Annotated in this window: 22 protein-coding genes; 16 read left to right on the top strand and 6 right to left on the bottom strand. The window is 62.0% G+C overall.

Going from position 1 to position 22,484, the window contains the following annotated elements:
- Window positions 1-124: 124 nt before the first annotated feature.
- The 8 genes from HUK73_RS03145 to HUK73_RS03110 all read left to right on the top strand — a co-directional run bounded on the left by HUK73_RS03145 (window position 125) and on the right by HUK73_RS03110 (window position 8,241).
- Window positions 125-763 carry an Lrp/AsnC family transcriptional regulator gene (locus HUK73_RS03145; RefSeq protein WP_176590603.1) on the top strand — a complete coding sequence of 213 codons (639 nt, stop codon included), beginning with the start codon at window positions 125-127 and terminating at the stop codon, window positions 761-763.
- Window positions 760-1,344: an Lrp/AsnC family transcriptional regulator gene (locus HUK73_RS03140; protein WP_176590602.1), complete on the top strand. Its 585-nt coding sequence runs from the start codon at window positions 760-762 to the stop codon at window positions 1,342-1,344. The genes HUK73_RS03145 and HUK73_RS03140 overlap by 4 nt, the downstream gene beginning before the upstream one ends.
- Complete coding sequence (locus tag HUK73_RS03135; protein ID WP_176590601.1) at window positions 1,322-2,662, top strand: LLM class flavin-dependent oxidoreductase; 1,341 nt, start codon at window positions 1,322-1,324, stop codon at window positions 2,660-2,662. Before HUK73_RS03140 ends, HUK73_RS03135 begins: the two co-directional genes overlap by 23 nt.
- A 162-nt stretch (window positions 2,663-2,824) precedes the next feature.
- Window positions 2,825-3,820 carry a trans-acting enoyl reductase family protein gene (locus HUK73_RS03130; protein WP_176590600.1) on the top strand — a complete coding sequence of 332 codons (996 nt, stop codon included), beginning with the start codon at window positions 2,825-2,827 and terminating at the stop codon, window positions 3,818-3,820.
- Between the two features lie 38 nt (window positions 3,821-3,858).
- On the top strand, window positions 3,859-5,028 hold the full coding sequence (locus tag HUK73_RS03125; RefSeq protein ID WP_176590599.1) for an acetyl-CoA C-acetyltransferase: 1,170 nt from the start codon (window positions 3,859-3,861) through the stop codon (window positions 5,026-5,028).
- Window positions 5,029-5,053: 25 nt separating this feature from the next.
- Window positions 5,054-5,833: an SDR family NAD(P)-dependent oxidoreductase gene (locus HUK73_RS03120; protein ID WP_176590598.1), complete on the top strand. Its 780-nt coding sequence runs from the start codon at window positions 5,054-5,056 to the stop codon at window positions 5,831-5,833.
- 132 nt (window positions 5,834-5,965) lie between these two features.
- Complete coding sequence (locus HUK73_RS03115; RefSeq protein ID WP_176590597.1) at window positions 5,966-7,090, top strand: acyl-CoA dehydrogenase family protein; 1,125 nt, start codon at window positions 5,966-5,968, stop codon at window positions 7,088-7,090.
- Window positions 7,091-7,092: 2 nt separating this feature from the next.
- Window positions 7,093-8,241: an acyl-CoA dehydrogenase family protein gene (locus HUK73_RS03110; protein ID WP_176590596.1), complete on the top strand. Its 1,149-nt coding sequence runs from the start codon at window positions 7,093-7,095 to the stop codon at window positions 8,239-8,241.
- Window positions 8,242-8,292: 51 nt separating this feature from the next.
- Here the strand turns inward: HUK73_RS03110 and HUK73_RS03105 are convergent, their stop codons facing one another.
- Window positions 8,293-9,126, bottom strand: coding sequence for an IclR family transcriptional regulator (locus HUK73_RS03105; RefSeq protein ID WP_176590595.1), 834 nt, complete (start codon window positions 9,124-9,126; stop codon window positions 8,293-8,295).
- A 220-nt stretch (window positions 9,127-9,346) separates the two neighbouring features.
- On the opposite strand from HUK73_RS03105, the gene HUK73_RS03100 reads away from it, so the two are divergent.
- The 3 genes from HUK73_RS03100 to HUK73_RS03090 are packed head-to-tail and all read left to right on the top strand — an operon-like array spanning window position 9,347 to window position 11,545.
- Window positions 9,347-10,084, top strand: a complete 738-nt coding sequence (locus HUK73_RS03100) for a glutathione S-transferase N-terminal domain-containing protein (RefSeq protein ID WP_176590594.1) — start codon at window positions 9,347-9,349, stop codon at window positions 10,082-10,084.
- Window positions 10,081-10,749, top strand: a complete 669-nt coding sequence (locus tag HUK73_RS03095; RefSeq protein WP_176590593.1) for a 2-hydroxychromene-2-carboxylate isomerase — start codon at window positions 10,081-10,083, stop codon at window positions 10,747-10,749. The genes HUK73_RS03100 and HUK73_RS03095 overlap by 4 nt, the downstream gene beginning before the upstream one ends.
- Before the next feature lie 13 nt (window positions 10,750-10,762).
- A complete protein-coding gene (locus tag HUK73_RS03090) occupies window positions 10,763-11,545 on the top strand; it encodes an enoyl-CoA hydratase-related protein (RefSeq protein WP_176590592.1) in 783 nt (260 codons plus the stop codon).
- A 72-nt stretch (window positions 11,546-11,617) separates the two neighbouring features.
- Here the strand turns inward: HUK73_RS03090 and HUK73_RS03085 are convergent, their stop codons facing one another.
- From HUK73_RS03085 to HUK73_RS03075, 3 genes are all read right to left on the bottom strand, one after another.
- A complete protein-coding gene (locus HUK73_RS03085) occupies window positions 11,618-12,721 on the bottom strand; it encodes an acyl-CoA dehydrogenase family protein (protein ID WP_176590591.1) in 1,104 nt (367 codons plus the stop codon).
- Window positions 12,722-12,732: 11 nt separating this feature from the next.
- Window positions 12,733-13,899: an acyl-CoA dehydrogenase family protein gene (locus HUK73_RS03080; protein ID WP_255326174.1), complete on the bottom strand. Its 1,167-nt coding sequence runs from the start codon at window positions 13,897-13,899 to the stop codon at window positions 12,733-12,735.
- A 78-nt stretch (window positions 13,900-13,977) separates the two neighbouring features.
- Window positions 13,978-14,982 carry an NADPH:quinone oxidoreductase family protein gene (locus HUK73_RS03075; protein ID WP_176590589.1) on the bottom strand — a complete coding sequence of 335 codons (1,005 nt, stop codon included), beginning with the start codon at window positions 14,980-14,982 and terminating at the stop codon, window positions 13,978-13,980.
- A 284-nt stretch (window positions 14,983-15,266) separates the two neighbouring features.
- On the opposite strand from HUK73_RS03075, the gene HUK73_RS03070 reads away from it, so the two are divergent.
- From HUK73_RS03070 to HUK73_RS03050, 5 genes are read left to right on the top strand one after another with little or no spacing between them, the layout of a single operon-like run.
- Window positions 15,267-16,535: an acetyl-CoA C-acetyltransferase gene (locus tag HUK73_RS03070; protein WP_176590588.1), complete on the top strand. Its 1,269-nt coding sequence runs from the start codon at window positions 15,267-15,269 to the stop codon at window positions 16,533-16,535.
- Window positions 16,536-16,576: 41 nt separating this feature from the next.
- Window positions 16,577-17,752 (top strand): acyl-CoA dehydrogenase family protein, encoded by a 1,176-nt coding sequence (locus HUK73_RS03065; protein ID WP_176590587.1) that lies wholly within the window; start codon window positions 16,577-16,579, stop codon window positions 17,750-17,752.
- Window positions 17,753-17,754: 2 nt separating this feature from the next.
- Complete coding sequence (locus HUK73_RS03060; RefSeq protein ID WP_176590586.1) at window positions 17,755-18,534, top strand: crotonase/enoyl-CoA hydratase family protein; 780 nt, start codon at window positions 17,755-17,757, stop codon at window positions 18,532-18,534.
- Window positions 18,535-18,581: 47 nt separating this feature from the next.
- Window positions 18,582-19,502 (top strand): crotonase/enoyl-CoA hydratase family protein, encoded by a 921-nt coding sequence (locus tag HUK73_RS03055; RefSeq protein WP_176590585.1) that lies wholly within the window; start codon window positions 18,582-18,584, stop codon window positions 19,500-19,502.
- Window positions 19,499-20,539, top strand: a complete 1,041-nt coding sequence (locus tag HUK73_RS03050; RefSeq protein ID WP_176590584.1) for a phosphotransferase family protein — start codon at window positions 19,499-19,501, stop codon at window positions 20,537-20,539. Before HUK73_RS03055 ends, HUK73_RS03050 begins: the two co-directional genes overlap by 4 nt.
- A 16-nt stretch (window positions 20,540-20,555) precedes the next feature.
- On the opposite strand, the gene HUK73_RS03045 is transcribed toward HUK73_RS03050, so the two are convergent.
- Window positions 20,556-21,272 carry an SDR family NAD(P)-dependent oxidoreductase gene (locus tag HUK73_RS03045; protein ID WP_176590583.1) on the bottom strand — a complete coding sequence of 239 codons (717 nt, stop codon included), beginning with the start codon at window positions 21,270-21,272 and terminating at the stop codon, window positions 20,556-20,558.
- A 15-nt stretch (window positions 21,273-21,287) separates the two neighbouring features.
- Window positions 21,288-22,394: an NADH:flavin oxidoreductase gene (locus HUK73_RS03040; protein WP_176590582.1), complete on the bottom strand. Its 1,107-nt coding sequence runs from the start codon at window positions 22,392-22,394 to the stop codon at window positions 21,288-21,290.
- Window positions 22,395-22,484 lie beyond the last annotated feature (90 nt).

Genomic DNA, 22,484 nt, shown 5'->3' with positions numbered 1-22,484 from the left:
ATTCGCTGTCGCCTTTGTCATCATGCCAACCATCAGACTGCGCCTTGGGAATGTGCTTTTCGACGCATCGTCGGGCCTGCCCGCCCATGCATCAAATATGTGATGGATGAAAAGCGCTTGCTCCATGCGCCACAGCCAAAAATCCCCGGATTTCCGTCATTCGGTTGCTTTTTCACAACAGATTCCGAATCCTCTATGCGTATTTTACAACGATATCTTCTGTTCCTTCGCTGATTTTGGGCGTATGATCATGATCAGAACGTTAGCGGATGCCACAGAAGCGCGCCGCAGTTCGCGAGAGGATGACCAAGTGAAGCTGGATAGTCTCGATCAGGCGATCGTTCAGACATTGGTGGCTGAGCCGCGCATTCCCAACGCGGCCATTGCTCGACGCGTCGGACTGTCAGAGTCTGCGGTGGCAGCGCGAATCAACAGGCTAACGGCCGAAAACACCCTGCGACTGACTGTCGAGCGTGATGCCCGGGCTGAAGGGTTTCAGATTCAGGCGTTTGCGCGCGTGGAAACGGACATCGAAGAAGTAGATGCTGCTGCCGAGGCAATATGCCGGTTACCAGAGATTGATATCGTGTTCGGTTCCGTGACGCCCGGTGTCCTGACCCTGATCTTTTTTGCGCGCGACGTAGATGATTTCTACGCAATCGTGCGCCGGGTGGAGGAGTCCAGTCCGCATATCTGTTTCGTTTCTGCCCAGATCGCGGGCGACATCTATAAATATTCGACGACCTACGGGCTATTGTCATGATCGACGATCGGTTGAACCAACGCATCGTCGCCTGTCTGCGTCGCAACGGGCGTGCATCCAATAGCGAGATTGCGCGGGAAGTCGGCCTGTCCGAGGCTGCCGTCCGGCAACGGGTGAAAAGGTTGCTCGATGCGCGGGTGATCCGTTTTCGCGCCGTGGTGAACGCCGCGATGCTGGGCATCGAGGTGACATATCTCATCCGGGCCGCGATACGGCCGACAAGACTTGAGGCACTGGCCAGGCGGCTGCGCATCCTACCCCCTGTCGCTTATATTTCAAAGACGACGGGTGAATATAATGCGCTCATCGCCATGGCGGCGCCTGACGAGGACTTCGCTGAATTGTTCATCGAATCCTGGTTCGCGAATAATCCCGATATCTTGCGATACGAATTTGATCGTGTTCGCAAAGTCTACAAATACGACCCGGATCGTTCCTTGATCACCGGGGTAGTTGACGATTTCCAATCCCTGGATCTTCCCGGCGATTTCTTCGTGAAATGGCGTGAGGACACAGTGATGGAAAAAATTGAAAACATTAATGATATGGAGAAGGCAAATGCGGTTCGGATTGATTTATGAGCAGCAACTTCCTCGCCCCTGGAGCGAGGATGACGAACGAAAGCTGTTCGAAAACTCGCTGGCTCAGGTTGAACTGGCAGACCGTCTCGGCTTCGACTACGCTTGGGCGAACGAACATCATTTCCTGGAGGAATATGCGCATTCTTCGGCGCCCGAAGTCTTCCTGGCCGCCGCTGCGCGCAACACCAAACGCATTCGACTGGGCCATGCGGTCGTTCTGACCCTGCCGGCCTACAACCATCCCGCCCGCGTCGCAGAGCGCAGCGCGACGCTCGATCTGATCTCCAACGGCCGCCTGGAACTGGGAACCGGGGAATCGGCATCCGCGATCGAGCTGGAAGGGTTCAACATCAAGCCGGACGACAAGCGCGAAGCCTGGCGCGAGGGCACGGCGGAAATGGCCAACATGATGGCCATGACCCCCTATCCGGGATATCAGGGTGAATTCTTCTCGATGCCGGCACGCAATGTCGTGCCGAAGCCCGTTCAGAAGCCGCATCCGCCGCTTTGGCTCGCCTGTTCGAACAAGGATTCCATCGTGCGTGCGGCCAAAATGGGCATGGGCGCCCTGACCTTCGCTTTCGTCAGTTACGAGGAAGCCAAGAAGTGGGTCGACCTCTATTATGAGACGATCAGGACGGAGTGCGTGCCGATCGGCCATACCGTCAACGCGAACATCGCGCTGGTTTCCGCCTTCTCGATCCACAAGGATCGCGAGGAAGCGGTGCGGCGCGGGCTCGACCATTTCCGCTTCTTCGGCTTTTCGAGCGGTCATTATTATATCTTCGGCGAACATAAGCCGGGCCGGTCGGACATTGCCGGCCGCTTCAACGAAGAACTGGAAAAACTGCCGAAGGATGCCGACACCTATGGCATCGGCACGCCCGAAGACCTGCGGGATCATGTCCGCAAGCTTCAGGAAATCGGCGTCGATCAGGTGATCTTCCTGCAACAGAGCGGTCGCCTTTCCAACGAGCATATCACGGAAAGCATGGAACTTTTCGCGCAGGACGTCATGCCGGAATTCGCGGCGGAGGCAGATGCGCGTGACGCGAAGAAACAGGCCGAACTCGCACCCTATATCGAGGCTGCGCTTGCCCGCAAGCAGGCCCGAGCGCCGATGGCGGACCATGAAATCCCGGTCACGAAGGCGTTCGGCAAGCGCTTCTATGAGGTGCAGGGCGAGCAGAAAAACGAAGAAGAGCAGATGGCGCTTTCTTCCCAGAGCCTGTTCGAAAAGGGCGGCGCCGCAGACAAATATGCGGAAGCCAACCCGCTCCATGCCCAAGATCGGCCGAAGGACAGAGCCGTAGGCTAAGGCCGCGAAGGATGGAGCGCCATCGTCCCGGCGCTCCATCCGGTTGGTCCACTCCCCACCAATCCGACACATATGCGATGCCTGCGCGACCAAGGTTGCGCATGGCGGATGTTAGTGATTGATGGCCCGGCACAGACTCAAAAACGCATAAGGAAGACTGCGATGTCAGCGCGACTGATGATCTATGGCGCGACCGGATATACGGGCAATCTGTTGAGTGAGCGATGCGCGGAACTGGGCATTCCCTTCGTGGTCGCCGGAAGAAACCGGAGCAAAGTCGACGCCGCCGCCGAACGCTTCGGGGTGAAGGGCGTCAACTTTTCCCTCGATAGTTGGGAGGCCGTGCATCAGGCTCTGGTCGATGTCGACGTTGTGATCCACGCCGCCGGTCCCTTCAGCAAGACCGCTTTGCAGATGCTGGACGGCTGCATTTCGACCAAAACCCACTATCTCGACATCACCGGCGAATTCGGCGTTTATGCCCTGGCCGAATCGATGTCCGCCCGGGCGGAAGCCGCCGGCGTGATGCTGATGCCCGGCGTCGGGTGGGATGTCATTCCCAGCGATTGCCTGGGCCTGCACACGTCGCGCCGCGTCGAACAGCCAGTCCACATGCGCATAGCCCTGAAGCATTTCGGCGGCGTTTCGCGCGGTTCGGCGATCAGCGCTGGCGAGATCGCCCAACTGGGACCGCTCGCGCGGCGCCACGGCGAGATCGTGAAACTGCATGAAGCGCCCGCTCCGATCGCCGTGGATTTCGGCGATGGCCCGGAAACATGCATACCCATGCCGATGGGCGATCTCATCACCGGATACAAGTCCACAGGCATCGCGAACATTACCGAATATTTCCAGTTTGAACTGGGCGCGATCCAAGATCATATCGACCCGGCTGACCTACCCGAAGGTCCTTCCCTGGAAGAAAGGGATGCCGGACGCTCCAAGGTGCAGATCGAAGTCACGGGCGCCGATGGCCAGGTGGCGCGTTCGCTGATCGATACGCTATCGGGATATACCTATACGCAGCAATCGGGCGTAGAGGTGGCGCGACGGGTCTTGGCCGGGGATTTCCGTCCCGGCTGGCAGTCTCCCTCTTCGGCCTATGGCGTCGGCCTTGCCACCAGCATCGGCGACGCGCGCATCATCGACCTGAACTGACGCCTCATCCACCGCAATGATCCAAGAAAGCATCTCTCATGACTGAAGCCTATATCGTCAGCGTCGGCCGTACTGCGGGAGGCCGCCGGGGCGGCGCCCTGTCCGGATATCATCCGGCCGATCTGTCCGCGACCGTGCTCGACGCGCTGGTGGATCGTTCCGGCATCGATCCGGCCGCCGTCGAGGATGTGATCATGGGATGCGTGGGTCAGGTCGGCGAACAATCGACCAATGTGGCCCGAAACGCCGTACTCGCATCCCGCCTGCCGGAATCAGTGCCGGGCGTCAGCATCGACCGCCAGTGCGGATCGTCACAGCAGGCGCTGCATTTCGCCGCAGCTACCGTCATGTCTGGCCAGATGGACGTCGTCATCGCGGCAGGCGTGGAATCGATGACCCGCGTGCCCATGAGCCTGTCGGTGAAGCTTCCCGCCGAAAACGGGTTCGGCAAACCCAAGAGCCCCCGGATGGAGGAACGCTATCCCGGCATCGTCTTCTCCCAGTTTAAGGGCGCGGAAATGATCGCGCGAAAGCATGGCTTCACTCGCGACGACCTCGACCGGTTCGGCTATGAAAGTCACTTGAAGGCCATTGCGGCCACCAATGAGCGCCGGTTCGACAGCGAAATCGTGCCCGTGACGATTCAGGTCGATGGCGCCACCAAAGAACATATTGTCGATGAAGGGATCCGATTCGACGCCAATCTCGACAGCATTGGGTCGGTCAAGCTGATCGAGGAAGGCGGCATGGTATCGCCCGCGACATCCAGCCAGATTTGCGACGGTGCTTCGGGCGTCATGATCGCCAGCGCGCGGGCGGTCCGCGATCATGGCCTGACACCGCTGGCGCGCGTCCATCATATGACCCTGGTCGGCGAAGACCCCGTCATCATGCTCGAAGCGCCCATCGGCGCGACGCGCAAGGCGCTGGATCGGACCGGCCTGAAAATCGACGACATCGACCTATTCGAGGTCAATGAAGCCTTTGCGCCGATCCCTCTGGCCTGGCTGAAGGCGACCGGCGCCGATCCGGGCCGCCTGAACGTCAATGGCGGCGCCATCGCGCTCGGCCATCCGCTGGGCGCATCCGGGACCAAGTTGATGAGCACGCTCGTTTGCGCCCTACGCGCCCGTGGTAAACGATATGGCCTGCAAACGATGTGCGAAGGCGGCGGCCTGGCCAATCTGACGATTGTCGAAGCGCTTTGATCAAGATCAGGAACAGGAGTTATCCATGGAATTGAAGGGTTGTTCAGCGGTCATCACCGGGGGCGCTTCGGGGCTGGGAGCCGCAACTGGAGCCGCCTTGAGCGCCCAAGGCGTCAAGGTCGCGATTTTTGACCTGAACGAGGAACTGGGCGAACAGCTTGCGGCGCGGATCGGTGGCATGTTCTGCCGCGTCGACGTCACCGACGATGAAAGCGTCGATGCCGGCTTCGCCAAGGCCCGGGCCGCGCACGGCCAGGAACGCATCCTGATCGCGTGCGCCGGGCGCGGCAATGCCGGAAAGACGGCGAGCCGGGATCGTGAAACGGGCGAGATCAAGATTTTCAGGTCGGAAGATTTCAATCAGATCCTCCAGATCAACCTGGTCGGATCCTTCCGCTGCATCGCCCGCGCAGCAGCCGGGATGATGACGCTGCCGCCGCTCGACGGCGGCGAACGCGGCGTCATCATCAACACGGCCTCCGTCGCCGCTGAGGATGGCCAGATGGGTCAGGTCGCCTATTCCGCCTCCAAGGCCGGAATCGTCGGCATGACGCTGCCCATCGCGCGCGACCTGATGTCGGAGGGCATTCGCGTCAACACCATCCTGCCCGGCATCTTCGACACGCCCCTGCTCGCCAGGGCGCCCGAAAAGGTGCGGGCCGCGCTGGGCGAAAGCGTCCCCTTCCCCAAGCGTCTCGGCGCACCGGAGGAATATGCGAGCCTGGCGGTGGAAATGTGCCGGAACAGCTATTTCAACGGTGAGGATGTCCGGTTGGATGGCGCCATCCGCATGGCCCCCCGCTGACCTGCTTTAAGACGATTTCCGCAGGCGGAATTGATCGCCGGTCAGGAAATCGCGTCAAGCAAATGAGTCGGAGCGGCGATCCCATGGCATGGGATCGCCGCTCCGGTGCCGCCGACCCTGAAGAGCGCCTTCATGACTGATACAGACCAGGACAGCGAAATTGCGGCCATGATCGGCGGAGCGATAGCCGGCTTCATTGAAGCCCGGCACTCGCCCGCACGGGTCAGGATGCTGCTGAAGGACCCGACCGGCTATGACCGGGCGGTCTGGACGCACATGGCCGAGGAGGGATGGCTGACCGCGCGCTTACCCGAAGGCAGCGGCGGCGTTGGCCTGTCCCTGACGACGACCGCCTCGATGGTGCGCGCTTTTGGCGGCGCGCTTTTGCCCGAGCCCCTGATCGCCTGCGCCTTCATGCCCTCCGCGATCCTGGCCTCTTGCGGGAGTGATGCGCTCTTGTCGGACCTGATGTCGGGGCAGCACCTCGCCACGCTGGCCTGGCAGGAAAGCATCGCCCAGACCGCTCCTGCGCCTCCCACCACCCGGCTGGAGTCCGCACAAGACGGTTATCGCCTGAACGGGCGGAAACTCAATGTCCCTCATGGCGCGACTTGCGACATATTGCTGGTGTCGGCCCTGCACGGCGACGGTGCGACAGCCATCGTCACCGTGCAGGCCGGTGCGGCGGGCATCACCGTCACGCCGCACGACCATCGCGAAGGCGGACGGTTCGCGTCGCTGGACTTCGTCGATGTCGAGATCCCGGGCGATGCGCTGCTGCTCGTCGGCGAAGCGGCGGACAGGGCGCTCGATCAGGCGATAACGGAAGGCACGGTGCTGCTGTCGGCCTATCTTGCCGGCATGAGCGAGAAGATATTGGAGATCGCAACCGACTATGCCCGAACCCGGGAGCAATTCGGCCGGGTCATTGGCAGTTTTCAGGCCCTGCAACACAAGCTGGTCGACCTTGCCATGCGGGTCAGGCTGACCACCGCCACCATCGATCATGCGACGCGCGCGCTTGATCGCGACCTGCCTTCGGCGGACGCGGCGGTCGCTGCGGCGAAGGCGAGCAGTGCAGGCACCGCATTTCTGGTCAGCCGGAAGGCCATTCAGATACTCGGCGCGATCGGTTACACGCAGGAAGCGGATGCAGGCCTTTACCTGACCGCCGCGATCGGGCTGACGCCTTGGCTTGGCGGCGAACGCCACCAGCGACGCCGCTTTGCGACCCTCGCACTCACAAAGGATGACTGAAAATGGCACGGGATTGGGCCGCGCTGCCTGACGATCTTTTCCGCGAGGAAATACGCGCCTGGCTTCAGCGGGGTTGTCCGCCGGCGATCCGCCGCCCTTTCGACCGAATCGTGGCGGAAGAGGCACGGGCCTGGCACCGGCTGCGGAATGCGCAGGGGCTCGCGGCGCCCGGCTGGCCCAAGGAATTTGGCGGTGCGGGGCTTTCGGTCGATCAACAGATTGCCCTTGCCGAGGAATATGAACGTCACCGGATTGCCCGATATTATGACATGGGCGTCACCATGCTGGGGCCCACGCTGATCCGCTATGGCACGAAGGAACAGCAGGATTTCTATCTGCCGCGCATTCTTTCCGCGGAACATGTCTGGTGCCAGGGCTATTCCGAACCCAATGCCGGTTCCGATCTGGCGAGCCTGCGGACCAGGGCGGTCCGGGACGGCGACGATTATATCGTCAACGGGCAAAAGATATGGACGTCCATCGCGCACCACGCGACCCATTGTTTCGCGCTCGTGCGCACCAGCGACGCGGGACGGAAGCAGGAAGGCATCACATTCCTGCTGATCGATCTGGCGACCCCCGGCATCCGCATCCGTCCTATCGAGACGCTGGTCGGTTATGCCGAATTTTGTGAACTATTCTTCGACGATGTACGCGTTCCGGTCGCCAATCGCGTCGGCGAGGAAGGCAAGGGCTGGACGATCGCCAAGTCGCTGCTAGGCTTCGAGCGGCTTTCGGTCGCAAGCCCTGCCCTGGCACGCCTCGCCTTCGCCTCGCTTCGCCGCCTCGCAACGACGCTCGGGCTTCAAGACGATCCGCATTATCATGATGTCGAAGCCGACGCCGCGCTGCGAATTCATGAACTGACTTGTCTGTTTCGCATTGCAACCGCGAATATGATTTCCGGCGCCCCGGTCGATGCCGATCTTTCGATCCTGAAGGTCACGGCGGCCGAGTTGTTACAATATTTGACCGCGCAGATCATTGAACTGGTCGATGAACGCGCCCTGGATGGCGTCATTGCAACTGCCGACGGCGCAATCGATGTGCGGCAGATGTTGATGATGTCCCTGCCCGCCAGCATCTTCGGGGGCACCAGTGAGGTTCAGCGCAACATTCTTGCCAAGCAATGGCTGGATTTGCCCGGCTGAACGTTTGTTGCGCGATGCGTCGAAAGGCGCACCGCCACAACAGTTCCCAGTTCAGTGCAGGTCGGACCGATGCGTTGCGGCCTTCAACTCTTCCTGCATGATCGCAAGAAACTCATCGCGCCTTTCAAGCAGAATATGTTCGGCCGCACCCAGGCCGATTACATAGGGAAGATCATTGGCCAGCGGCGCGGGATTACCCAGCTTCATCGCCAGCATGCCTGCGCCCGGCGTCACGAGGCTGTTCGTCATCGCATAGCCGCGTTTGCGCACCTCATCGATCCGCGCCAGCAATTCCGAATAGGCGACCGGCTCCTCCCCTTCGGCGCGTTCGGAATTGGAACGCGTCACGAAACCCTTGATGGTCTGGTCCGACAGGGAGGCAAGAAGAACATAGCCAGTGCCGGATCGCACCAGCTTGCGCAAGGAACCCTGGACGACGAACAGCCTGACAGCCTCGGTCGCCTGGATGACATGAACATATTGCGAATACAGGCCATTGCGCATCGCGAGCACGACGGCCTGGCCGGTCCGCTGGTTGATGCGCGACATCAACCGGGTCAGCCCACCGTCTCCGACCAGTTCGCTGGATGCCCATTTGCCGAGAATGGCGGTTCGGCTGGACGTGATATATTTCCGGTTGCTGCTGTCAAATCGCAAATAGCCCATTTCGACCAGGCTGCGAAGCAGCATGGATGTGCTGGACTGAGGATATCCCAAAAGCTGCGAGATTTCCGTTACGCTTGCCTGCCGTTGCAGGATATCGAACAACTCCAGCACCTGAAGCGCACGACCGGCGGATTTGACGACTTTGTCCGAGAGCGCCGTCGCGCCCCCGGCGACCTGGCTTTCCGGCAACGCTGTAACGAGCGCATTTTGCTCCAGCATCTCATCTCTCCTATATTTTCACGCATCCTGCATCGTCAGTACGATGCGCGCAATCGAACTTATGATGCATATGCCAGATTCATCACATATGCGTTGTCAATAGGCGAGAGCCTCCACGCGCTGGACAGCCACCATGCGCAGCTGCACCTTCAATATCACACAGAATAGCGAGAGACGGCATTCAGTTGGACGCCGGAAACCGATCCGCAAGAGAGGACCCATGCGAAACGGACCAAGCCCTGTCAGGCAAGGCGAGCATCCAATCGATCTTTATTACGCCCCCACGCCCAATGGCTGGAAGGTCTCGATCTTTCTCGAAGAAGCGGAGTTGCCCTATAATATCGTTTCGATGCGCCTTGGTGAGCGCGACCAGGATTCCCCATCATTCCGGTCGATCAATCCCAATGGACGCATTCCGGCCATTGTGGACCATGCACCGATCGAGGGTGACGATCCGATATCGCTTTTTGAAAGCGGCGCGATCCTGTTCTACCTCGCGGACAAGATCGGGCGATTTCTCCCCACTGGCGTCAGCGAACGCGCGGCGGTGATGCAATGGCTGATGTGGCAGATGGCCGGACTTGGTCCGATGGCCGGGCAGAATGGCCATTTCCTTCTCTACGCGCCCGGCGCGGCGCCCTATGCCACCGAACGCTTCTTCAATGAGGTCGTCCGGCTTTACGGCGTTCTTGACACGCAGCTGGAAAGGCTTGGCCCCTTTATCTGCGGCGACTATTCCATTGCCGACATGGCCTGTTTCCCCTGGGTCATGACCCACAAGAAACAACAGATTCCAATGGATCGCTTCCCCCATGTGGCCCGTTGGTTCGCGCTCGTGCGCCAGCGCGAGGCCGTGCAGCGCGGACTCGCCGCTGGCGCCGGCATAGCCAGTGTCAACAGCGTTGAAGCCCAGGCCGCGCGCCAAAAACTGATCGAAGCGTCAAGGCGACCGGTATGACCAACATCGACTTCTATTTCGACTGTTCCAGCCCCTGGACCTATCTGGCTTTCGAAACCATCGAGGCCGTGTCGCGGCATTATCGCGTTCAAATCGATTACAAGCCGGTTCTTGCCGGTGGAATATTCAACGCCGTCAATCCCAGCGTCTATCATGTTCGGGAAAATGTGCCGGCCAAGGTCACCTGGGGACGCGCAGATCTGCGACAATGGCAGGACATGACCGGAATCGAGTTCCGCTTTCCGCCGCCCTTCCATCCCGTCAATTCGGTTCAGGCGATGCGCAGCTGCATTGTCGCGGCACGCCAGAATCTGCTCATCCCCTATGCGCGCAAGCTCTTCGAAGCCTATCATCGCGACTGGCGCGACATTGCCGACCCGGCGGTTCTGGGCGATCTTGCCTCCGACGTCGGCATGGACCCGCTGGCCTTTCGCGACATGCTTGGCGAGGAACGGGTCAAGCAAGAACTGCGCGCGCTCACCGACGAGGCGATTGCCCGCGGCGCCTTCGGCTCGCCGACATTCTTCCTGGGGAAGGCGATGTTCTTCGGCGTCGACAGAATTCGCAACCTGACATTCCATCTTGAACGCGCACGATCGCCACAAGCTCGATACGCCCCATTCTGGTGCTGGGCCGGCGCCGACGAGCTTAACGAAGCCAAATAAACAGGAGAATAATGTGTCCGACAGCAAGATCCTCGTGAACATTCGCGATGGCGTCGGCGTCATCAGTTTCAATGATCCCTCGACGCTCAATGCCGTTACCGGCGATATCATCACCACCCTGGGTCAGGCCTTCAATCGGCTGGAAAAGGAAGCGCGCGCCATCGTCCTGACGGGCGAAGGCCGGGCCTTCTGCTCCGGCGCGGGCCTTGGCAGCGCGCTCAGCGTGAAGCCGGGAGAAAAGATCGATGCCGGTCTTATCCTTGAAACGCACATCAATCCGCTGCTGCTGCGCCTGCGGGACATCGACATTCCGTGGATTGCGGCGGTCAATGGCCCCGCGGCGGGTGTCGGATGCGCGTTCGCCCTTTCCGCCGACCTGATCGTCGCCAGCGAAGATGCCTATTTCCTTCAGGCATTTTCGAGAATCGGGCTGGTGCCCGATGGCGGGTCGAGCCACCTTCTGATGCGCACCATCGGCCGGACGCGCGCGATGGAGATGATGCTTCTGGGCGAAAAGATCGGTGCGGCGCAGGCCTTGTCCTGGGGTCTCGTCAATCGCGTCGTCACGCCGGACGTGCTGATGACCGAAGCGATCTCGCTCGCGAAAAGGCTGGCGGAAGGCCCCCGTTCGCTTGGCTATATCCGGAAGCTCGGATGGAAGGCCGTCGACGACGACTATGAAGCCGCCCTGCTGGAAGAAAGGTGTATTCAGAAGATCGCCGGCGAGACCGACGACTTTTCCGAAGGCGTCAATGCTTTCATGGAAAAACGGCCGGCGCGCTTCAGCGGACGATAAGGAGGCAGGGCTTTTCACGACGATGCGGCAGCCGCTCTTCCAGGCCGCCGCATCGACTGAATCGAAACCGCGCTAGTAACCGCTCAGCAGCGCGCAACGATTGGCGTGGTAATCGGGATCGCCGAACTGCGTGTTGAGGATGCGCGCGCGTTTCATGAACAAGCCCATGTCATGTTCGTCGGTCATGCCGATACCGCCATGCATCTGCACGCCTTCGCGAACCGCAAGATCGGCCGCAAGACCCGCCATCGCCTTGGCGACGCTGGCTGCGACGCCAATTTCCGCGCCCTCATCGAACAGTAACTGCGCCCGGCGTAGCGCCGCGCGCGCCAGTTCCAGTTCACCGTGCAGATGGGCCGCCCGGTGCTGAAGGGCCTGGAAACTGCCAATGGTCGCGCCGAACTGCTTGCGTTCCTTCAGATAGCCCAGCGTCATCTCGAACGCCGTCATGCCCACCCCATAAAGTTCCGCCGCAGCCGCCAGCGCGCAGGCGTCAAGAATATCTTGCGCAGGCGGCTGGCCGTCGATCCGGGCGTCGCCGGACAGGTCGACGGTATCGAAGTCGATATGCGCCGCCATGCCGCCATCGGCAAGGCGCGCCTTGCCGATGGTGACGCCTTTCGCACCCGGATCGACCGCGTAGAAACGCGGGTGATCGCCCTCGCCATCCCGCGCGAGCACCAGCAGAAGGTCCGCATCGCCGCCCCACATCACAGCGGTCTTGCGGCCGGTAAGACGCACGCCTTCCCCCGATTTCACCGCCACGGTCCGCACGGCGTCAGGATCGCCAGAACCGTCCTCATCGATCGCCAGCGCAATGCAGATGCTTCCCTCCGCAATCGCGCTGCGCCATCCGGCCGCCGCTGCGCCGGACGCCGCGGCAAGGGTCATCGCTCCGCCGACAGCGGTTGCCAGAAATGGCGATGCGCAAAGGTTCCGGCCAATCTGTTCCTGAATTATGGCGATCTCGGAATGGCCAAGACCCGATCCACCGGCCTCGACCGGCAACAGCAGACCCGAAAAGCCCATGTCGCCAAACGTCTTCCAGAGCGCCTTGTCATAGCCAACCAGATCGTCTCGCAATGCACGGACCCTCGAAACGGGGGAGTGCTGCGCGACAAAGCCCGCTGCACTGTCGCGCAGCAAAGTCTGATCTTCGCTGAGAAGTAATGACATGCAAAAATTCCTTAGCTGGATGGCAGGGCGAGGATATGTTTGGCCACGATGTTGAGCTGGATCTCGCTCGTGCCGCCCTCGATGGAATTGCCTTTGCTCCGAAGCCATCGGCGCGCGGCATGGCCGCCATCGGATGCTACGCTGTCCCATTCCAGCGCGGCCATGCCCCCGGCCCAGACGATCATCTCCTGACTGCTCTTGTTCAGTTCGGTCCCCAGATATTTCATCAGCGACGGCTTGGCCGGATGGGCGGCGCCGCTCTTGAGTTCGGCGGAAAACAGTTCCGAACAGGCGGCATAGGCATGGATGCGGACATCCAGCATCGCCGCGCGCGCACGCCGCACCGGATTGCGCGCCAGTTGCGGCGCCAGTTGCGGACCGACCGGCCGGATATTGCCGAGCACAGACGAACTGGAAATCATTTCCCGCTCGTGGGCCAACAGATATTTGGCGACGTCCCAGCCCCGGTTGAGCGTCCCGATGAGTTGGTCGCCCGGAACCCGCACATCGTCGAAAAACGTCTCGCAAAATGGCGACAGTCCGGAAATCAGCTTGATGGGGCGCGTGGATACGCCCGGCATCGTCATGTCGAACAGCAGGAAGCTGATGCCCAACTGCTTGGGCGCATCAGGATCGGTACGGACCAGACAGAATATCCAGTCGGCCTTGTCGGCATAGGATGTCCAGACCTTCTGGCCATTGACGACGAACGCCCCGTCCTCTTGCCGCGCCTGCGTCTTGAGCGAAGCCAGATCCGATCCAGCGCCCGGTTCCGAATATCCCTGGCACCAGCGTATTTCTCCACGCACGATCTCCGGCAGGAAACGCCGTTTCTGATCTTCCGTGCCATATTTCAGCAGGGCCGGCCCCAGCATCGACAGGCCGAAGGAGAAAAGCGGCGATCGTGCGCCGATCCGCGCCATCTCCTCGCGCAGGATCTTGCTCTGCGCCGTCGTCAGGCCGCCGCCGCCATAGGCGCTGGGCCATTCAGGCGCGGTCCAGCCCCTTTCGCTCATCCGCCTGAGCCATACTTCCTGATCCGGGCTGGAGAAGCGCCAGTTGCGCCCACCCCAGCAAAAATCGCGTTCGTCCCGCACCGGCTCGCGCATCGACGCCGGACAGTTTTCCTCCAGCCAGGCGCGTGCGCCCCTGCGGAAATCATCAAGATTCTTGTCCAATTTCTTCCTCTCCAAAACAGGTCGCTTCATCGGGCCATTCGACACGAAAGGCATCGCTTGCGCCTGCGCGTGAACATCCTATGGCTGTGCTGCAACGCGAACGATCACTTTGCCCTTCGCCTTCCGATCGGCAAGCTCGGCAATGGCCGCACCTCCTTGCTCCAACGGGAACACGTTGGAAATCACGGGTCGCAATTCGCCTTTGGCGACCTTTTCGATCAGTTCATCGACCATCGCCCGATAGCGATCCGGGAAGCGTTCGCTGTAGGCCCCTGCGAAGACCCCGATGATCTGGCATCCCTTCAGCAGTGTCAGATTGAGCGGGATGTTCGGAATCCCGGCAGGAAATCCGATTACCAGATAGCGACCTTCCCAGGCGAGCGTGCGCAGCGCCGGTTCGGCGAAGCTACCGCCCACCGGATCATAGACGACGTCCACGTCGCCGCCCGCCGTTTCCCGGATCGCCTTGCTGAAGGCGCGCTGCGCCTCGGTGTCGAGCGGACCCGCCGGATATATCAATGTCGCGTGCGCCCCGGCCGCCCGCGCGGCCTGCGCCTTTTCCTCGCTGGACACTCCGGCGATCACGGTTGCGCCCATCATACGGCCAAGCTCCACCGCCGTCAGCCCCACGCCCCCGGCCGCGCCCATGACGAACAGCGTCTCGCCCGGCTGAAGCCGTGCCCGGTCCTGGAGCGCATGATAGGATGTCGCATAGGTGAACTGGATGGCCGCGCCGGTCTCGAACGACAGCGTGTCGGGAAGATGATGGCACCGCACCGCGTCGATGACGACAAGCTCGGCCAGAGCGCCGAACCTGCCGGCCGCCAGGATTCGGTCCCCTGGCGCGAAACCTTCCACGCCCTCGCCCACAGCATCCACAATGCCGGAAAACTCCGCGCCGGGGGAAAAGGGCCGGGTGGGCCGAGCCTGATATTTATCCTCGATGACAAGGACGTCGGGATAATTGATGCCGCAGGCGACCACCCGCACGCGCAATTCGCCCGGTCCCACCGACGGCTCCGGTAGATCGACGATCTCAAGCGTGTCCGGTCCGCCGGGCAAGTTGCTAACCAATGCCTTCATACCTGCCGATTCCTCTCCATTTTTGGGCTGGGTGTCGCTGCGTAACGTTTCGCGAAGAAGGCCCCAGGTGAAGATGTCGGGAAAGATATTATACTGGTGATCGATACATGGAGGGCTATCCAACGCCGCAAACACTTGCCACAGGCTGGTATCGACAGGCTCCGGAATGCCGACGCGGTTTCTTTAGCGTTGCCGGCGAACGAAGCATCTGAGCCTTCTGTTGCAAATGGCCTGACGCGACGATGGGATGCCGCGCCTGCGCCCCATGATATGGAGAAGCGGATATGACTGACGCATATATCATCGACGCGGTTCGCACCCCGCGAGGGATCGGCAAGGTTGGCAAGGGCGCGCTGGCCAATTTGCATCCGCAGCATCTGGCGGCCACCTGTCTCAAGGCGATTGCCGAACGGAACGGACTGGACACCAGCACGGTCGATGACATCATCTGGTCCACTTCCTCGCAGAAGGGCAAGCAGGGCGGCGATCTGGGCCGCATGGCCGCGCTGGACGCGGGCTATGACGTATCGGCTTCGGGCATGACGCTAGACCGTTTCTGCGGCGGCGGGATCAGCACTGTCGCCCTTGCTTCCGCCCAGATCATGAGCGGGATGGAAGATTGCGTCATCGCCGGCGGCACGGAGATGATGAGCTTCACGGGCGCCCGCGAAAAGGAAGAGGTCGCCGCCGGCCTGCCCATGACGCTGATGGGTTCCTATAACGAGCGTCTCGACGCACGCCATCCCCAATCGCATCAGGGCATTTGCGCCGACGCCATCGCCAGCATCGAAGGCATCGGCCGCGAGGCGCTCGACGCATTTGGAGCGGAAAGCCAGCGCCGCGCCGCGCAAGCCATCGCCGAAGGCCGGTTCGACAAGTCTGTCGTGGCGGTGCTGGACGACGCGGGCAATGTCGTATTGGACAAGGAGGAATATCCGCGGCCCGAGACGACGGCCGAGGGGCTGGGGCAGCTGAAGCCCGCCTTTGAGGGGCTGATCGACTATGCCTTCAACGAAAAGGGCGACACCTTCCGCTCCCAGATCAATCGCCGCTATCCGGATGTGGAAGTGAAGAATTTCCACCATGCGGGCAATAGTTCGGGCGTCGTCGACGGCGCGGCGGCCGTCCTGCTCGCCTCGAAGGACTATGCGCGCAAAAACGGGCTGAAGCCTCGGGCCCGCGTAGTGGCGACGGCGAACATGGGGGATGACCCCACGCTGATGCTGAACGCACCGGTCCCCGCCGCCAAGAAGGTTCTCGCCAAGGCCGGACTGACGAAAGACGATATCGCCCTTTGGGAAATCAATGAGGCGTTCGCCATCGTGGCCGAGAAGTTCATCAGGGACCTCGACCTCGATCGCGCCAAGGTCAATGTCAATGGCGGCTCGATAGCGCTGGGCCATCCCATCGGAGCGACGGGCGCGATCCTGATCGGGACGCTGGTCGACGAGTTGGAACGCACCGGTGGTCGCTACGGCCTTGCCACCATGTGCGCGGCTGGCGGCATGGCCCCGGCGATCATCATCGAGTGCGTGGAAGATTTTGTCGACTGAGGAACGCCCTGGCGAACAAGGACTGGATAGCGGAAAAGACGATGCCGACCGATTTATTCACCGAACCCGCAGCCTGGATGGACGATGAAATCGTCATGTTCGACGATAGCGTACGCCGTTATGTCGAAGACAAGCTTGCGCCCGAACGGCTGGCGCAATGGCGCGAGGACGGCATCGTGCCGCGCGCTGCATGGTCCGAAGCCGCGCAGGCCGGTTTAGTCGGCATTTCCATCGACGCCAGCTATGGGGGCGCTGGCGGCGACTTCCGACATGAGGCGGTGTTGATCCGCCGCATGACGGGGGCCGGCGCGGACGGTTTCGGCATCCCGCTCCACAATGCGATCTGCGCGCCCTATATCGCGACCTACGGCACAGAGGAACAGAAGCGCAGATGGCTGCCAAAACTGGCGTCGGGCGAATATATCGCCGCGATCGCCATGACCGAGCCCGGCACCGGGTCCGATCTTCAGGGCATTCGCACCACAGCGCGAAAGGACGGCAATGGATATCGGATTTCGGGCCAAAAGACGTTCATCACCAATGGCCAGCATGCCGACCTGATCATCGTCGCCGCGAAAACGGATCGGGAAGACGGCGGCAAGGCGATCTCCCTCTTCGTCGTGGAAGCCCGCGATGCAGAGGGCTTCCGGCGCGGCCGCAATCTGGACAAGGTGGGCGTGGAGATGGGCGACACGTCCGAACTCTTCTTCGACGATGTCCATGTGCCGGCCGACAACCTGATCGGCGGCGCGGACGGCGAAGGCAAGGGCATGCGCATGCTGATGCAGCAATTGTCCAAGGAACGGCTCATCATCGCCATTGAAAGCCTGGCGACGATAGAAGCCGCCCTTTCTGTCACGCTGGATTATGTGCGCGAGCGCAAGGCCTTCGGACAGCGCCTGCTGGATTTCCAGAACACGCAGTTCAAGCTGGCGGAGTGCAAGACCGAGGCCGTGATCGCCAGGACGTTCGTCGATGATTGCATCACGCGCTATATGAACGGCACTTTGGACGCGACGACCGCGAGCATGGCCAAATATTGGGTGTCGGAACGCGCGCAGCAGATTGTCGACACCTGTCAGCAGATGTTCGGCGGCTATGGATATATGAACGAATATCCCATCGCTCAAATGTACAAGGATGTTAGGGTCAAGCGCATCTATGGCGGCACCAGCGAAGTCATGAAGCTGTTGATCGCGCGCAGCCTGGAGGGCTGACCGTGACTTTGGTGCGCACTCGCTGGGACGGACATGTCGCGCATGTGACGCTGAACCGCCCCGACCGGCTGAATGCCATCACGGCGCCGCTGCTTGAGGAACTGGTGGCCGCAGCCCAGGCACTGGAAGGGCGCACGGATTGTCGGGCGGTGGTCCTGTCCGGCGAAGGACGCGGCTTTTGCGCAGGGATCGACCTTGAAGCATTACAGGCCGGTCCCACATCATTGGGACTGGAGGATCGCGACGACAACGGCGCCAACCTTCCCCAGCGAGCCGTACTGCAATGGCGCCGATTGCCCGTGCCGGTGATCGCCGCGATCCATGGGGTCGCCTTTGGCGGCGGCCTGCAACTCGTCCTGGGTGCGGATATCCGCCTCGTCGCGCCTGCGGCGCGACTGTCAATCAGGGAACTGCAATGGGGTCTGGTGCCCGACATGGCGGGCATGCTGCTGCTGCCGGCCATGACGGGACGGGACCGGCTTGCCGAGCTTCTGTTCAGCGCGCGCGAATTCGACGGCGATGAAGCCGTGCGTTTGGGCATCTGCACCCGCAGCGAGATCGATCCGCTCGACGCCGCCCTGGCGCTGGCAGGGCAGATTGCAAGCATGAGCCCCAGCGCCGTGTGCGCCGCCAAGCGGCTGCTAGACGCTGGCGCTGGCTCCGATCCGGCAAGGGTCCTGCGCCGGGAAACGACGGAACAGATCGCGTTGCTGGAGGGTGCGCACCATCGCGAGGCGGTCGCGGCGGGAATGGCGGGGCGCATGCCGATATTCGAAGACTGAACGGCCGGGCCGCGCGGTCACGGCGCCGGGAAGCGATGGGAGAGGATATGCAGTTCGAAACGATAGGTTATGCGCTCGCCGATGGCATCGCCATCATCACCTTGTCTCGGCCCGACAGGATGAATGCCTTTACCGGCCAGATGATGTCGGAAATGATCGAGGTGTTCGACCGGATCGATGCCAACGACGCCGTGCGGGCGGTGATCGTCACTGGCGCGGGCAAGGCTTTTTGCGCGGGCGCCGACCTGTCCGGAGGGGCTGATGGCTTCATGGCCTCCGGCAAGAGTGAAGCGCGGCATGCCGATGGCAGTTTCAACTATGACAGCGAGGCGGCGCGCGACGGCGGCGGCCGGCTGACCCTGCGCATCTTCGCCCTGCAAAAGCCGATCATCGCCGCCATCAACGGCGCTGCTGTCGGCATCGGGTCCACCATGACCCTGCCCATGGACATCCGCCTGGCGAGCGAGAGCGCGCGGTTCGGCTTTGTCTTCGCGCGGCGCGGCATCGTGCCGGAGGCCGCCTCCTCCTGGTTCCTCCCCCGCGTAGTCGGCATCTCCCGCGCGCTGCAATGGTGCTATAGCGGCCGCATATTCGGCGCGCAGGAGGCGCTCGAAGGCGGCCTCGTGCAGAGCATCCACCCGGATGAGCAGCTGCTCGACGCCGCGCGCAAGATCGCGCGCGAAATCGCCGACAACACGGCGGCGGTCTCTGTCTCGCTCACACGCCAGATGCTCTGGCGCGGGTTGGGCATGGCGCATCCCATGGAGGCGCATCGGATAGACAGCCGGGCGACCCTCTATCTCAGCCAGAGCGCGAATGCGCGAGAGGGCGTCGCATCCTTCATGGAAAAGCGGCCGGCCGACTTCCCGATGCGGGTGTCGAGCGACATGCCGGATTTCTATCCATGGTGGCGTGATCCGCCTTTCGCGCTCGAAGGCCCCGAACAGTCCGGCAACGATCCGTCATGAACACGCCCGTCGTCGCTGTGCGCGGCAATGCCCGTTTCGACGAGGCGGCACTGGCGCATTGGCTCGGCGCGCATGTTCCGGAATTTCAGGGTCCCTTGACCGTCACGCAATTTGCAGGCGGCCAATCCAACCCGACCTTCCGGCTGGAAACGCCGTCCGCCCGCTACGTCATGCGCCGGAAACCAGCCGGAGCATTGCTCAAGGGCGCGCATGCCGTGGATCGCGAGGCGCGAGTGATGCGCGCATTGGGCGCCATCGACTTCCCGGTGCCCACTGTCCGCGCCCTTTGCACCGACGACGCCGTCATCGGCAGCTGGTTCTATGTGATGGACCTGGTGGAAGGCCGCATCTTCTGGGACGGAATGTTCCGCGATGTCGGTCGATCCGCCCGCGCCGATCACATGCTGGCCATGAACGACACGCTGGCGCGCCTGCACCTGATCGATCCCGAAACAGTGGGGCTGGGTGACTATGGCCGCCCGACCGGCTATTTCGAGCGGCAGGTCGCGCTCTGGTCAAAACAATACAGAGCCGATCCCGAAACCGGGCGTCTGGTCGACATGGATTATCTGGCCGACTGGCTGCACGACAATATCCCCGAAGGCGGCCCGGCCCGAATCGTCCATGGCGACTATCGGTGCGACAATATGATCTTCGACCCGGTGGAACCACGCATCAGCGCCGTTCTGGACTGGGAACTGTCCACGCTTGGCGATCCGCTGGTGGACCTCGCCAATCACGTCATGATGTTCCGCGCGCCGCCGACCGTGCATTGGGGGCTTGCCGGGCAGGACCTCGCGGCGATGGGCCTGATGCGCGAGGAGGAGTATGTGGAAGCCTATTGCGCCGCCACGGGTCGTCCCGCGATCCCCGACCTGACGCCCTATCTTGTCGTCAACATGTTTCGGTTCGCGGCCATTGCACATGGGGTGCTGGGCCGATTCCGCCGCGGCAATGCCGCTTCGGCCAGCGCGCATGGCATTCAGGACACGCTGGCCAGCTTCGCGGCGCTGGGGCGGGCGACCGCCACGCGTTGACGCTTCGCGCCCCAGGTCAGCGCAACATGGCCCCGCCATCGATCGTCAGCGATGTTCCGGTAATATAGGAAGCTGCGTCCGAGGCAAGGAACAGCGCCGCACTGGCGATCTCGCGCGGTTCGCCCCAACGGCCGAAGGGGATGCGCTGCATCGCCTTCTCGGCACGCTGCCCCTTGAAATGCGCCGCGAACAGGTCCGTCGCGATGAAGCCGGGCGCAATCATATTGACCCGCACGCCATCACTCGCCCACCGCGCGCCCAGCGCCCTCGTCAGCCCCAGCAATCCAGATTTCGCGGCGGTGTAACCGGGCGAACGGTCATTCGCCAGAAAGGACACGATGGAACCGATGTTGACGATGGCGCCACCAGGCTTTGTCAGAACGGCATGCGCGCGAACGCACAGATCCATCACGGCAACCAGATTGAGGTTCAGGGTCGCCGCGAAATTTTCAAGCTGATACTCGTCCGGCGATGAACCTCCCGCATTGTTGACCAGCACGTCGAGCGACCCGACGCCGTCGAACAGCGCCTCCCGGTCCTCCGGCCGTTCCAGCCGGCAGCTATGGAAGCGGAAACGGCTGAGGTCGACATCATAATCGCTGGTGGCGGCGCGTGTGCCCGTGACATGCACGTGCGCGCCAGCATCGGCGAACCGGGCGGCAATGGCAAGCCCGATGCCGGACGTGCCGCCCGTCACCAGTATCGTCTTGCCTGCCAAATCCTGCGCGAGCATCGCCGTTCTACGCCTTCAATATATCGACGCGAGCGATGCGGCGTCGAACGGTTGCAGTTCCGAATCGCGCCCTTCCCTGACCTTGGTCGCCCAGAGCGGGTCCTGGATCAGCGCCCGCCCGACCGCCACGAGGTCGAACTCGTCCCGGTCCAGACGTTCCAGCAGTTCGTCCAGCGACGCCAAGGCAGCGCCCTCGAAACGGGTTATGGTGGCGATCATGTCGCCGTGCAGGCCGATCGAGCCCACGGTGATGGAAGGTGCGCCGGTCAGCTTCTTCGCCCAGCCCGCGAAGTTGAGCGGAGACCCTTCGAATTCCGCCTCCCAGAAGCGGCGCTGGGAACAATGGAAGATATCGGCGCCGGCATCCATCAGCACCGTGAGCCATTTGTCCAAAGCCTCCGGCGTGGCGGCAAGCTTGGCCCCATAATCCTGCTGCTTCCATTGCGACAGGCGCAGGATGATCGGATAGTCCGGACCCACGACCTGGCGAACCGCCTTCAACACCTCCGCAGCGAAACGGGCCCGACCGGGCAGGTCCTTCGATCCATAGGCGTCTTCCCGGCGATTGGTGACGTCCCAGAAAAACTGATCGATCAGATAGCCGTGGGCGCCGTGCAGTTCCAGGCACGGAAAGCCTGCATCCCGGGCGGCGACGGCGGCCTGCGAATAAGCCGCCACGGCGTCCGCTATATCCTCCTCGCTCATCGCCACGCCATTTTTGTGCTTTGCGTCCAGATAACCGGAAGGGCTTTCATAGGGCCGTTCGGGCGCCCATCCCTTGGGCTGTCCCGCATTGACCGCACCGACATGCCATAGTTGAGGCGCCATCACGCATCCCGCCGATGCAACGTCTCTGCCCGCATCGGCCCAGGCGGCCAGCGCCGCATCGCCATGAAATCGGGGCACGTCGGGATGATTGAGCGAACAGGCGCGGTCGATCCCGGTGGCTTCGGATATGATCATGCCGACATCGGCGCGCGCGCGGCGGCCATAATAGGCCTTCATCTCGTCGCTCAATATGCCGCCGGGCGATTTGTACCGGGTCATGGGCGCCATGACGATGCGGTTCTTCAGATCGAGCCCCTTGATCGTACAGGGCGCAAACAGCTTCTCAAGTGACATCCGCTTCCCATTCATTGCGGCTTTTGCCAGGCCGGTTGAAATTGTGAGGAGTTTTTCACGCCTGGACGCCCGAGGAAAGACCACTAAGCC

This window comes from Sphingobium sp. EM0848 (assembly GCF_013375555.1).
Taxonomy (GTDB): domain Bacteria; phylum Pseudomonadota; class Alphaproteobacteria; order Sphingomonadales; family Sphingomonadaceae; genus Sphingobium.
This window is presented reverse-complemented; position numbering and strand designations above follow the sequence as displayed.

What these genes read in the sequence shown, in the direction of transcription:
- HUK73_RS03115 (WP_176590597.1), top strand. Translation starts at nt 5,966, where the DNA reads ATGACTGATACAGACCAGGACAGCGAAATTGCGGCCATGATCGGCGGA.
- HUK73_RS03110 (WP_176590596.1), top strand. Translation starts at nt 7,093, where the DNA reads ATGGCACGGGATTGGGCCGCGCTGCCTGACGATCTTTTCCGCGAGGAA.
- HUK73_RS03140 (WP_176590602.1), top strand. Translation starts at nt 760, where the DNA reads ATGATCGACGATCGGTTGAACCAACGCATCGTCGCCTGTCTGCGTCGC.
- HUK73_RS03045 (WP_176590583.1), bottom strand. Translation starts at nt 21,272, where the DNA reads ATGCTCGCGCAGGATTTGGCAGGCAAGACGATACTGGTGACGGGCGGC.
- HUK73_RS03145 (WP_176590603.1), top strand. Translation starts at nt 125, where the DNA reads ATGCGCCACAGCCAAAAATCCCCGGATTTCCGTCATTCGGTTGCTTTT.
- HUK73_RS03055 (WP_176590585.1), top strand. Translation starts at nt 18,582, where the DNA reads ATGCAGTTCGAAACGATAGGTTATGCGCTCGCCGATGGCATCGCCATC.
- HUK73_RS03095 (WP_176590593.1), top strand. Translation starts at nt 10,081, where the DNA reads ATGACCAACATCGACTTCTATTTCGACTGTTCCAGCCCCTGGACCTAT.
- HUK73_RS03050 (WP_176590584.1), top strand. Translation starts at nt 19,499, where the DNA reads ATGAACACGCCCGTCGTCGCTGTGCGCGGCAATGCCCGTTTCGACGAG.
- HUK73_RS03120 (WP_176590598.1), top strand. Translation starts at nt 5,054, where the DNA reads ATGGAATTGAAGGGTTGTTCAGCGGTCATCACCGGGGGCGCTTCGGGG.
- HUK73_RS03040 (WP_176590582.1), bottom strand. Translation starts at nt 22,394, where the DNA reads ATGTCACTTGAGAAGCTGTTTGCGCCCTGTACGATCAAGGGGCTCGAT.
- HUK73_RS03075 (WP_176590589.1), bottom strand. Translation starts at nt 14,982, where the DNA reads ATGAAGGCATTGGTTAGCAACTTGCCCGGCGGACCGGACACGCTTGAG.
- HUK73_RS03105 (WP_176590595.1), bottom strand. Translation starts at nt 9,126, where the DNA reads ATGCTGGAGCAAAATGCGCTCGTTACAGCGTTGCCGGAAAGCCAGGTC.
- HUK73_RS03070 (WP_176590588.1), top strand. Translation starts at nt 15,267, where the DNA reads ATGACTGACGCATATATCATCGACGCGGTTCGCACCCCGCGAGGGATC.
- HUK73_RS03100 (WP_176590594.1), top strand. Translation starts at nt 9,347, where the DNA reads ATGCGAAACGGACCAAGCCCTGTCAGGCAAGGCGAGCATCCAATCGAT.
- HUK73_RS03065 (WP_176590587.1), top strand. Translation starts at nt 16,577, where the DNA reads ATGCCGACCGATTTATTCACCGAACCCGCAGCCTGGATGGACGATGAA.
- HUK73_RS03130 (WP_176590600.1), top strand. Translation starts at nt 2,825, where the DNA reads ATGTCAGCGCGACTGATGATCTATGGCGCGACCGGATATACGGGCAAT.
- HUK73_RS03085 (WP_176590591.1), bottom strand. Translation starts at nt 12,721, where the DNA reads ATGTCATTACTTCTCAGCGAAGATCAGACTTTGCTGCGCGACAGTGCA.
- HUK73_RS03125 (WP_176590599.1), top strand. Translation starts at nt 3,859, where the DNA reads ATGACTGAAGCCTATATCGTCAGCGTCGGCCGTACTGCGGGAGGCCGC.
- HUK73_RS03135 (WP_176590601.1), top strand. Translation starts at nt 1,322, where the DNA reads ATGCGGTTCGGATTGATTTATGAGCAGCAACTTCCTCGCCCCTGGAGC.